Consider the following 11,684-nt stretch of genomic DNA (forward strand, 5'->3'; position numbering starts at 1 on the left):
TCCTTGGAATAGGGGCCTTCTGTCGCCGACTATACACACCGGCCGATACCGATCGGTGACCTGCCTGGAACCCAAATGCGGCCCGGCCCCGGCGCCTCGGCAGGGCCCGCGACGACCCCCGTAACGCGTTCCGGACGGTCCGTCAGCCCCGGTTGCACCATACGAGTGGTGTTAATCCGAAGATCGGCGCAGCGCGGGCGTCGCTCCCCGAAAACGCGGCCCGGATCCACATGATCGGAGAAGTCAGCAACCGGACCACCCGAAAGCGAGGGGCCATGAGCACCTTCCAGCCCAAGAGCATCTGGACCGCCTTCATCACCGCCTTCTTCGCCCTGCTGGCGTCGCTGGGCCTCGCCACCGCCACCGCGAACGCCGCGAACGCCACGAACGCCGCCGCGCAGCCGAGCGCCACGACCCACGAGCACACGGGTGCCACCGCGGCAACCCCGCTCGCCCCCTCGGTGCGATGGACCCTTCCGCGTGACCGGGCCCTGCCGCCCACGATGAAGCAGCGCATCCGGGCCGAGGCCCACGGCTCCTCCCCGGCCACCCGCCACCTCGCGGCCGACCCGGCGTCCGCGACCCGCACCACCGCCGCCTCCCACCACACGGCCCCGGAAAGCGACACCCCGGCCCCGCCCCCCTGACCCCGCCGGCCCACCGCACTCCGGGGCCCCTGGCCGGTTCACACCGGCCGGGGGCCCTTTCCGTGCGCCCGGAACCGCCGACGAGCGGCACACGACGAACGGCATACGACGGGCCGGACGACCGTGGAAGGGCCCTGTGCCCCGCCGGGCGCGGAGATCCTGGGCAGGCTGAGGGTGGGGGAGCCGTTCAAGCCGACCATCGACTACGCGAACACAGCCGGGCCGGACGAGTGCGAGGTGACCGTCGACGAGGTCCGGTGCGGAGAGCCGCTGGACCCCGCAAGCCGACCACCAGGCCACCGCCACGCGAAAGACCCCCCACCGTCTCCGGTGAGGGGTCTTCGTGCTGGTGGGGCTAACAGGATTTGAACCTGTGGCCTCATCCTTATCAGGGATGCGCTCTAACCAACTGAGCTATAGCCCCGCCGCGCTGTGCTGCTCCGCGCTGACTTCTGAAGATTAGCGCACGTCGGGGCCAGTCCCAAAATCGATACCCGGCGCGCTACTCGTCCTCGGCCAGCGTGAGCTCGACGCCGCCCACGAAGCCCGCCGACAGGTTGTAGATGAAGGCGCCCAGCGTCGCCAGCGCGGTGGCCAGCACCACGTCGATCACGGCGATGACCGAGGTGAAGATGAGCACGCGCGGCAGCGAGAGGAACGACTGCAGGTCGAAGCCGTTGCTCTCGTTCGAGCCGGTCGCCTCGCTGATCGTGCCGCCCACCGTGGTGAAGACGCCCATCGCGTCCATCACCATCCACAGGATCGCCGCCGCCACCACCGTGCAGATGCCCAGCGCGATCGACAGCAGGAAGCTGACCTTCATCACCGACCACGGGTCGGCCTTGGCCACCCGCAGCCGGGCCTTGCGGGTACGCGGAGTGGTCCGCGCCCCCGTGCGCGGCTTGCGCGTCGCCTGCGCGCCGCCCAGTGTGCCCCCGCCGCCCTGCCCGGGGCGCTGCTGGCCGCCCTGGGTGCCACCGCCGGGCGCCTGGTACGCCTGAGGCGGGTGGTACGGCCCCGACGGCCCCGGTGCGGACTCACGCTCGCCGGGCAGCGGCCCGGTCGCGTAACCCTCGTACTGGGGCTGAGGCCCTCGTGTGTCTGTCACAGTGCCCCCTTGGGAGTCCGTGGCAGGGCCACGGGCACCGTTCGCTCCTGCTCCGGAAGCGGCCGAACCGGCGCCCGTGGCTCCACTCACGCTCTACTCCTCGTGCTCCCCGGTCGAAGGCTCCGTGCCCTCGACAGTGCCCTCTACCACGCTCTCGGCGTGGACCTCGGCCGTCTCGCCCTCGGCATCATCGGCCCCATCGACCTCTTCCGCCTCACGACCGGCCTCGGCATTGCGCGCGATGCCGACGACGGCATCCCGCTTGCCCAGATTGATCAGTTGGACGCCCATGGTGTCACGGCCCGTCTCCCTGACTTCATTGACTCGCGTACGAATCACACCACCGCCGAGCGTGATGGCGAGGATCTCGTCCGTCTCCTCGACCACCAGCGCACCGACGAGCGAGCCCCGGTCCTCGACGATCTTGGCAGCCTTGATGCCGAGGCCGCCGCGGCCCTGGACGCGGTACTCGTCGACGGGGGTGCGCTTGGCGTACCCGCCGTCGGTAGCGGTGAAGACGAACGTACCGGGCCGGACGACATTCATCGAGAGCAGTTCGTCTCCCTCGCGGAAACTCATGCCCTTGACACCTGAGGTGGCACGGCCCATCGGCCGCAGCGCGTCGTCCGTCGCGGTGAACCTGATCGACTGCGCCTTCTTGCTGATGAGCAGCAGATCGTCCTCCGCCGACACCAGCTCGGCGCCGATCAGCTCGTCGTCGCCGCCCTCCGGCATCTCGCGCAGGTTGATCGCGATGACGCCGCCCGAGCGTGGTGAGTCGTAGTCCTTGAGCGCGGTCTTCTTCACCAGACCGCCCTTCGTCGCGAGGATCAGGTACGGCACGGCCTCGTAGTCGCGGATCGCCAGGATCTGCGCGATCTTCTCGTCCGGCTGGAAGGCCAGCAGGTTGGCGACGTGCTGGCCGCGCGCGTCCCGGCCGGCGTCCGGGAGCTCGTACGCCTTGGCCCGGTAGACCCGGCCCTTGTTGGTGAAGAACAGCAGCCAGTGGTGCGTCGTCGAGACGAAGAAGTGGTCGACGATGTCGTCTTCCTTGAGCTTCGTCCCGCGCACGCCCTTGCCGCCGCGCTTCTGCGAGCGGTAGTCGTCCGTCTTCGTGCGCTTCACGTAGCCGCCGCGGGAGATCGTGACGACGATGTCCTCCTCGGCGATCAGGTCCTCGATGGACATGTCACCGTCGAAGGGCACCAGCTTGGAGCGCCGGTCGTCGCCGAACTTCTCGACGATCGCGGCCAGTTCCTCGCTGACGATCTGGCGCTGCTTGGCCGGCGAGGCCAGGATCTCGTTGTACTCGTTGATCTTCGCCTGGAGCTCGTCGTGCTCGGCGGTGATCTTCTGGTGCTCCAGCGCGGCCAGTCGGCGCAGCTGCATCTCCAGGATCGCGTTCGCCTGGAGCTCGTCGATCTCCAGCAGGCCCATCAGGCCCTCACGCGCGATCTCCACGGTGTTGGAGCGCCGGATGAGGGCGATGACCTCGTCGATGGCGTTCAGGGCCTTCAGGAGGCCGCGCAGGATGTGCGCCCGCTCCTCGGCCTTGCGCAGCCGGAACTTCGTACGCCGGACGATGACCTCGATCTGGTGCGTCACCCAGTGGCGGATGAACGCGTCGATCGAGAGCGTGCGCGGGACCCCGTCGACGAGCGCCAGCATGTTGGCGCCGAAGTTCGTCTGGAGGTCGGTGTGCTTGTACAGGTTGTTCAGGACGACCTTGGCGACCGCGTCCCGCTTCAGGACGACGACCAGGCGCTGTCCCGTACGCGAGGAGGTCTCGTCGCGGACGTCCGCGATGCCGCCGACCTTGCCGTCCTTGACCAGGTCGGCGATCTTCTGCGCGAGGTTGTCGGGGTTGGTCTGGAACGGCAGCTCGGTGACGACCAGGCACTGGCGGCCCTGGATCTCCTCGACCGCGACGACCGCGCGCATCGTGATGGAGCCGCGCCCGGTGCGGTACGCCTCCTCGATGCCCTTGCGGCCCACGACCAGCGCGCCGGTCGGGAAGTCGGGGCCCTTGATGCGCTCGATCAGCGCGTCCAGCAGCTCCTCGTGCGAGGCCTCGGGGTGCTCCAGATACCACTGGGCACCGGCGGCGACCTCGCGCAGGTTGTGCGGCGGGATGTTGGTCGCCATACCGACCGCGATCCCGGCGGAGCCGTTGACCAGCAGGTTCGGGAAGCGCGCCGGCAGGACCGTCGGCTCCTGGTTGCGGCCGTCGTAGTTGTCCTGGAAGTCGACGGTCTCCTCGTCGATGTCCCGGACCATCTCCATGGACAGCGGCATCATCTTGCACTCGGTGTACCGCATGGCGGCGGCCGGGTCGTTGCCCGGGGAACCGAAGTTGCCGTTGGAGTCCACCAGCGGCATCCGCAGCGACCACGGCTGCGCGAGGCGCACCAGGGCGTCGTAGATGGAGGAGTCGCCGTGCGGGTGGTACGTACCCATGACGTCACCGACGACGCGGGCGCACTTGTAGAACCCCTTCTCGGGGCGGTAGCCGCCGTCGTACATCGCGTACAGCACTCGGCGGTGGACGGGCTTGAGGCCGTCCCGTACGTCGGGCAGCGCACGCGAGACGATGACGGACATCGCGTAGTCGAGGTAGGAGCGCTGCATCTCCGTCTCGAGCCCGACGGGCTCGACACGCATGCCCACACCGGGGACGGTGACTTCCTCGGGCGTCGCGGGTTCAGGTGTCACAGGGGTGTTCTCGTCGGCCATTGCTGGTCAAAGTCCTTTCGAGCTGCGGCGTGGCGGGTACGGCCGACTCAGATGTCGAGGAAGCGGACGTCCTTGGCGTTACGCTGGATGAACGAGCGCCGTGCCTCGACGTCCTCACCCATGAGCACCGAGAACAGGTCGTCGGCCTGCGCCGCGTCGTCCAGCGTGACCTGGCCGAGGACCCGGTGGTCGACGTCCATGGTGGTGACGCGCAGCTCTTCGGCGTTCATCTCGCCGAGGCCCTTGAAGCGCTGGATCGAGTCTTCCTTGATCCGCTTGCCGTTCTGCTTGCCGAGCGCCACGAGCGCGTCGCGCTCCCGGTCCGAGTACGCGTACTCGAAGTCGTCCCGGCCCCACTTGATCTTGTAGAGCGGCGGGCGCGAGAGGTAGACGTTGCCCTGCTCGACCAGCGGCCGCATGAAGCGGAAGAGGAACGTCAGCAGCAGGGTGTTGATGTGCTGGCCGTCGACGTCGGCGTCCGCCATCAAGATGATCTTGTGATAGCGGAGCTTCTCGATGTCGAAGTCCTCGTGGACCCCGGTGCCGAAGGCCGAGATCAGCGCCTGGACCTCGGTGTTCTGCAGGATCTTGTCGATCCGGGCCTTCTCGACGTTCAGGATCTTGCCGCGGATGGGCAGGATCGCCTGGTACATCGGGTTGCGGCCGGACTTCGCCGAGCCGCCGGCGGAGTCACCCTCGACGATGAAGATCTCGCACTTGGTGGGGTCGTTCGACTGGCAGTCGCTGAGCTTGCCGGGCAGCGAGGCGCTCTCCAGGAGCCCCTTGCGCCGCGTCAGGTCACGCGCCTTACGGGCCGCCACGCGGGCGGTCGAGGCGGCGATGCCCTTGCGGATGATGTCGGCGGCCTCGTTGGGGTTGCGGTCGAACCAGTCCGTCAGCTGCTCGTGGACGACCTTCTGCACGAAGGTCTTGGCCTCCGTGTTGCCCAGCTTGGTCTTCGTCTGGCCCTCGAACTGCGGCTCGCCCAGCTTCACCGAGATGATCGCGGTGAGACCCTCGCGTACGTCCTCGCCGGTGAGGTTGTCGTCCTTCTCGCGCAGCAGCTTCTTCTCGCGCGCGTACCGGTTGACCAGGGAGGTCAGCGCGGCGCGGAAACCCTCCTCGTGGGTACCGCCCTCGTGCGTGTGGATCGCGTTGGCGAAGGAGTAGACGCCTTCGGTGTACTGCGTGTTCCACTGCATGGCGATCTCGGCCGAGAGGAGACGGTCCTTGTCCTCGGCCTCGATGTCGATCACCGACTGGTGGATGACGTCGCCCTTGCGGGAGTTGAGGTACTTGACGAAGTCGACGATGCCGTTCTCGTAGTGGTACGTGACGGTGCGGGTCGTCTCCTCCTCGGGCACCTCGACGGCCTCGGCGCTGTCGGCGCCCGCCGTGGCCTTCGCCGACTCACGCTCGTCGGTCAGCTTGAGGGTGAGGCCCTTGTTGAGGAACGCCATCTCCTGGAAGCGGCGCGAGAGGGTCTCGAAGCTGTACTCGGTGGTCTCGAAGATGTCCCCGTCGGCCCAGAAGGTGACCGTCGTGCCGGACTCGTCGGTGGCCTCGTGCTTGGCCAGCGGGGCCGTCGGAACGCCGAGCTTGTAGTCCTGGGTCCAGCGGTACCCGTCGCGCCTGACCTCCACCGCGACGCGCGTGGACAGCGCGTTGACGACGGAGACACCGACGCCGTGCAGACCGCCGGAGACGGCGTACCCGCCGCCGCCGAACTTGCCGCCCGCGTGCAGCACGGTGAGGACGACCTCGACGGCCGGCTTGCCTTCGGACGGCACGATGTCGACCGGGATGCCCCGGCCGTTGTCGATCACGCGCACGCCGCCGTCGGCGAGGATCGTGACGTCGATCGTGTCCGCGTGGCCGGCCATGGCCTCGTCGACCGAGTTGTCGACGACCTCCTGCACGAGGTGGTGCAGGCCGCGCTCACCGGTCGAGCCGATGTACATGCCAGGCCGCTTGCGGACCGCGTCCAGCCCTTCCAGCACGGTGATCGCGCTGGCGTCGTAGGCGGCGGCGGTGACCTCGCCCGACTCCTCGGCTGTGGACGGAATGTTCTCGTTGGGGTTGCCGGAATCGGCCACGAAGCGCCCTTTCTGGCACAGCACAGGCCGTCTTCCGGACAGGCGGGAGCGGCTGCGTCGTTCGGCTTGTATCGACGACTCCCGCCTCAGCGGCGGGATTACTCACCAGTCTACCGGTAGCACTGACATGAATGGGGGTTTGCCGGTACCTGAGTACGCATGTGCCGCCCTGAATCAGCGGTTGACGACTCCCCATATTCAGGGAGGGGCCCCAAGAGGCCCTGACGGGCATTGAGCGCTTCGGCCTGTCAACCTCCCGCTACGGTGAGGGACGCTCCGCCCGCACCTCTCGGTTTCCGCCGGTACGAACCGTGGTGAACCGGCGTCGCCGGACCGCTCCGAGCCCTGCGCGCAGGCATCAGGAACACGACAAGTTTCAGCCAAAAGTGCAGCTCAGAGCTTGGAAGCAGCCCATACGATCAACAGCCGGACGCTCACCCGTAGGTGTCGCCGGGCCCCTTGCTGCCGGGCGCCCGCAGCGGCCCGAACCGGCGCTCCGGGCCACCGGGACCGACCACCTTGATCATCCGTACGGTGCCCTGGCCCAGATCCGCGTTGAGCCGGGCCACCAGCTGCGGGGCCAGCAGCCGCAGCTGGGTCGCCCACGCCGTGGAGTCGCAGCTCACAGTGAGCACCCGGGCGGCCGGATCCTCGTCGTACCGCAGCGGCACGCAGTGGTTGGCCAGATCGTCGCCCACGATCTGCGGCCACCGCCCCATCACACCGCCCACCGCCGCCGGCGTCTCCCAGCCGCGCTCGGTGATCAGCCGGTTGATGGCCGAGCCCAGCGGCTGCGGATCGCGGCCGTCCGAACGGGCCCCGGACCGCAGCCCGCCGCCACGCCTGGCCTGCTTCTTCTGCTGGGCCGCCGCGCCGCGCGCCTTGGCCTGCTCCTTCGCCGCCCGCAGTGCGACCCGGGCGAGGTCGACGCCGGAGACCTCGGGCGGCTTGGGGCTCCCGGCGTCCGCCGGCGTACCACCGGATCCGCCGTCACCACGGGCCGCGGGCCCCGTACCGCTCGCAGTCCCGTCCGCGCCCCCCGTACCACCGGAAGCGCCCCCGGGCTCCTCGCCGCGGCCGGTCATACCCGCTCCACCTCGCCCGCCGTCACCGCGTACCGCGCGCCCGCCAGCACGGCCGGGACGTCCTCCGCCACCGCGGCCGTCACCAGCACCTGCTCGCCCGACGCCACCAGCTCCGCCAGCCGCTCGCGGCGGCGGGCGTCCAGCTCGGCGAAGACGTCGTCCAGGACGAGAACCGGCTCGTTGCCCTCGGCGCGCAGCAGCTCGTAACTGGCCAGCCGCAGCGCCAGCGCGTAGCTCCAGGACTCGCCGTGGCTCGCGTACCCCTTCGCGGGCATCGACCGCAGGCCGAGCAGCAGGTCGTCCCGGTGCGGCCCCACCAGCGTCACGCCACGCTCGATCTCCTGCTTGCGGACCCCGGCGAGCGCCGCGATCAGCTGCTCGTACAGCTCCTCGCGGGTCCGGCCCGCCGCCACGTCCTCGCCGACCGAGCTGCGGTACTCCAGCGTCACCGGTCCGCCGCCCGGCGCCACGTCCCCGTACGCCTTGTCGGCCAGCGGCTGGAGCGTGGCGATCAGGTCGAGGCGCTGCGCGAGCAGCTCGGCGCCGACCCGGCCCAGGTGCTGGTCCCAGACGTCGAGGGTGGACAGGTCCATGGAGCGGCCGCCGTGGCGACGGGCCATGGCGGCGGACTTCAGCAGGGTGTTGCGCTGCTTCAGGACGCGCTCGTAGTCGGAGCGGACCCCGGCCATCCGGGGCGAGCGGGCGGTGACCAGCTCGTCCAAGAACCGCCGCCGCTCCCCGGGGTCGCCCTTGACCAGGGCCAGATCCTCCGGCGCGAACAGCACCGTCCGTACGATCCCGAGCACATCACGCGGTCTGACCTGCGAGGACCGGTTGATACGGGCCCGGTTGGCGCGGCCGGGATTCAGCTCCAGCTCGATCAGCTGCGAGCGCTCGCCCTGCGTCACCGCCGCCCGGACCACGGCCCGCTCGGCGCCCATCCGCACCAGCGGCGCGTCCGAGGAGACGCGGTGGCTGCCGAGGGTGGCGAGATAGCCGATCGCCTCGACGAGGTTGGTCTTGCCCTGCCCGTTGGGGCCCACGAACGCGGTGACGCCCGGGTCGAGAGGGACCTCGACCCGGGCGTACGAACGGAAGTCGGCCAGCGAGAGATGGGTGACGTGCATGGTGGCCGACCTCTCCCGACGGGCTTCCCGGTGGTCGCGGCGCCGGCGCGTGGCCGGCGGCGCGATCAGTTCTCGTTCTTGGACTCGACCGCGTGGCCGCCGAACTGGTTGCGCAGCGCGGCGATCATCTTCATCTGCGGCGAGTCGTCCTGGCGCGAGGCGAACCGCGCGAACAGGGACGCCGTGATCGCGGGCAGCGGCACCGCGTTGTCGATCGCGGCCTCCACCGTCCAGCGGCCCTCACCGGAGTCGGCGGCGAAGCCCCGGAGCTTCTCCAGGTGCTCGTCGTCGTCCAGGGCGTTGACCGCGAGGTCGAGCAGCCAGGAACGGATGACCGTGCCCTCCTGCCAGGAGCGGAAGACCTCGCGTACGTCGGTGACGGAGTCGACCTTCTCCAGGAGCTCCCAGCCCTCGGCGTAGGCCTGCATCATGGCGTACTCGATGCCGTTGTGGACCATCTTCGCGAAGTGGCCGGCGCCGACCTTGCCCGCGTGGACGGAGCCGAAGTCGCCCTCGGGCTTGAGCGCGTCGAAGATCGGCTGGACCTTCGCCACGTTCTCCTCGGTGCCGCCGTACATCAGGGCGTAGCCGTTCTCCAGGCCCCAGACGCCGCCGGAGACGCCGCAGTCGACGAAGCCGATCTCCTTGAGGCCCAGCTCGACGGCGTGCTTCTCGTCGTCGGTCCAGCGCGAGTTCCCGCCGTCGACGACGACGTCGCCGGGCGAGAGCAGCTCGGCGAGCTCGTCGATCGTGGACTGGGTCGCGGCACCGGCCGGGACCATGACCCAGACGACCCGCGGGCCCTTCAGCTTGCCCACAAGCTCTTCGAGACTGTGGACATCGGCGACATCCGGGTTGCGGTCGTAACCGATGACGGTGTGGCCTGCGCGGCGGATGCGCTCGCGCATGTTGCCGCCCATCTTGCCGAGGCCGACGAGACCGAGCTCCATCAGAGATTTCCTTAAGCGTCGTGGCGATAGCGTCGGGGCGGGTGCCGCCCAGGACCGAGCCTACGCCCGGCGGGGCGGCGCACGGCCGGGACAGCGCGGTGGGCCCGCTCCGCGCCGGACGGGCCCACCGGTGACAACTCGATCAGCCGGAGAGACGCACCGGCATGATCAGGTACTTGTACGCGTCGTCCGCCTCGGCGTCCACGGCCGGGCGCCCGCTGAGCAGGGCGGGCTTGGTGGACGTGGTGAAGGAGAGCTGGGCGACCGGGGAGTCGATCGCGCTCAGGCCGTCCAGCAGGAACGTCGGGTTGAAGGCGATCGAGATGTCGTCGCCCTCCAGCACCGCGTCGACGCGCTCCACAGCCTGTGCGTCGTCGCTGGAACCGGCCTCCAGGATCAGCACGCCCTGCTCGAAGCTGAGCCGGACCGGGGTGTTGCGCTCGGCGACCAGGGCCACACGCTTGACGGCCTCGACGAAGGGGGCCGTCTCGATGACCGCGACCGAGTTGAACTCGGTGGGGAAGAGCGTGCGGTACTTCGGCAGGTCGCCTTCGAGCAGCCGGGTGGTCGTCGTGCGTCCCGCGCCCTCGAAACCGATCAGCCCCTCACCGGCGCCGGAGCCGGAGAGCGCCAGGGTGACCGTGTCACCGCTGGTGAGCGCCTTGGCGGTGTCCAGGAGCGTCTTGGCGGGCACCAGGGCGACCGCGGAGGCCTCCGGGTCCTCCGGCTTCCAGAGGAACTCGCGGACCGCGAAGCGGTAGCGGTCGGTGGAGGCGAGGGTGACGGTGTCGCCCTCGATCTCGATGCGGACACCGGTCAGCACGGGCAGCGTGTCGTCGCGGCCCGCGGCGATGGCGACCTGGGCGGCGGCCGAGGCGAAGACCTCACCGGGGACGGTGCCCGTGGCGGTCGGCATCTGCGGCAGCGCCGGGTACTCCTCCACAGGCAGTGTGTGGAGGGTGAAGCGCGAGGAGCCGCAGACCACCGTGGCCCGTACACCGTCTGTGGAGATCTCCACCGGGCGGTTGGGGAGGGCGCGGCAGATATCGGCGAGCAACCGGCCGGAGACGAGCACCGTGCCGTCCTCGTCGACCTCCGCGTCCACGGAGACCTTGGCCGAGACCTCGTAGTCGAAGCTGGAGAAGGAGAGGGCTCCGTCCTCGGCCTTCAGCAGAAGGCCCGCGAGAACGGGCGCCGGCGGACGGGCCGGGAGGCTGCGGGCCACCCAGGCCACCGCCTCCGCGAGTACATCGCGCTCCACCCGGATCTTCACCGGAACCGCCTCCTGCTGTTGCTCGCTCGCCCTGCTGGCCTTCGTCGTCTGGACCGGAGCTCCCTGCCGACGGCCGGGGTGGCTCCGGGGTCCAGTCTGACGCACGGCACCGACAGTCGTTGCTGCTCGGGGTCAAGTCGAGCAGAACGCGGCGAGGCGGTCGCCGGTCGAGTTGTACACAGGCCCCACTTCGAAGCGGATTCCTGGCTAACTCTGAGTGGTAGTAGTAGTAGGCCCTGTGGAAACCGTGGATAACGTCGTTTGCGCAGGTCAGCATCGGTTTTTTGTCCACCGGTCCTGTGGGCGGAACCCGTGGACAACCGGGGCTTTCTGTGGACGGGCGGAAGTTCTGCACACCCGATGCACAGGAGGGGGTCACTTCTCCCCAGGCCTGTCCCCAGCTTTACCCCGGTTCCCCACAGCCCAATCAGGCAGCTTGGTGTGACGCCTTTCACTCCGGGCGGTGAGAGCGGGTGTTGTGTTGCCGAACAGTGGACGAAGGTGTGGAGAAGCCGGTCCGAGCTGGGGACAACACCGTCCAGCCTGTGGGCCGACGGTGGACAACCTGGAACGCCCCCTGTGGACGAAGATTCTGTCCACAGGCTGTGGATCACGGTTGGCCACAAATCCCCAGCCATGTGACCTGGCCTGATGGAGTATCGGCA

8 protein-coding genes and 1 tRNA gene are annotated in these 11,684 nt (G+C 69.4%); 1 reads left to right on the forward strand and 8 read right to left on the reverse strand.

The features are described from left to right. Nucleotides 1–275 precede the first annotated feature (275 nt). The gene (locus ACQP09_RS17105; RefSeq protein WP_433400447.1) at nucleotides 276–647 is read left to right on the forward strand and encodes a DUF6344 domain-containing protein; all 372 of its coding nucleotides are present in this window, start codon (nucleotides 276–278) and stop codon (nucleotides 645–647) included. A gap of 347 nt (nucleotides 648–994) precedes the next feature. On the opposite strand, the gene ACQP09_RS17110 is transcribed toward ACQP09_RS17105, so the two are convergent. The 8 genes from ACQP09_RS17110 to dnaN form a co-directional block, all read right to left on the reverse strand. Beyond that, a tRNA-Ile gene (locus ACQP09_RS17110) sits at nucleotides 995–1,071 on the reverse strand. A 78-nt stretch (nucleotides 1,072–1,149) separates the two neighbouring features. After that, a complete protein-coding gene (locus ACQP09_RS17115; protein ID WP_433400450.1) occupies nucleotides 1,150–1,755 on the reverse strand; it encodes a DUF3566 domain-containing protein in 606 nt (201 codons plus the stop codon). 93 nt (nucleotides 1,756–1,848) lie between these two features. Beyond that, nucleotides 1,849–4,488, reverse strand: coding sequence for a DNA gyrase subunit A (gyrA, locus tag ACQP09_RS17120; protein ID WP_433400453.1), 2,640 nt, complete (start codon nucleotides 4,486–4,488; stop codon nucleotides 1,849–1,851). Between the two features lie 47 nt (nucleotides 4,489–4,535). Further along, nucleotides 4,536–6,608 (reverse strand): DNA topoisomerase (ATP-hydrolyzing) subunit B, encoded by a 2,073-nt coding sequence (gene gyrB / locus ACQP09_RS17125; protein ID WP_433400456.1) that lies wholly within the window; start codon nucleotides 6,606–6,608, stop codon nucleotides 4,536–4,538. 410 nt (nucleotides 6,609–7,018) lie between these two features. Next, nucleotides 7,019–7,669, reverse strand: coding sequence for a DUF721 domain-containing protein (locus tag ACQP09_RS17130; protein WP_433400459.1), 651 nt, complete (start codon nucleotides 7,667–7,669; stop codon nucleotides 7,019–7,021). Continuing rightward, the gene (gene recF / locus ACQP09_RS17135) at nucleotides 7,666–8,796 is read right to left on the reverse strand and encodes a DNA replication/repair protein RecF (RefSeq protein ID WP_433400462.1); all 1,131 of its coding nucleotides are present in this window, start codon (nucleotides 8,794–8,796) and stop codon (nucleotides 7,666–7,668) included. The genes ACQP09_RS17130 and recF overlap by 4 nt, the downstream gene beginning before the upstream one ends. 65 nt (nucleotides 8,797–8,861) lie before the next feature. Further along, nucleotides 8,862–9,746, reverse strand: a complete 885-nt coding sequence (gene gnd, locus ACQP09_RS17140) for a phosphogluconate dehydrogenase (NAD(+)-dependent, decarboxylating) (protein ID WP_433400465.1) — start codon at nucleotides 9,744–9,746, stop codon at nucleotides 8,862–8,864. 142 nt (nucleotides 9,747–9,888) lie between these two features. After that, entirely contained in the window at nucleotides 9,889–11,019 is a 1,131-nt protein-coding gene (gene dnaN, locus ACQP09_RS17145) for a DNA polymerase III subunit beta (protein ID WP_015609839.1), read from the reverse strand. Between the last annotated feature and the right edge of the window lie 665 nt (nucleotides 11,020–11,684).

This window comes from Streptomyces sp. CA-146814 (assembly GCF_050942385.1).
Taxonomy (GTDB): domain Bacteria; phylum Actinomycetota; class Actinomycetes; order Streptomycetales; family Streptomycetaceae; genus Streptomyces.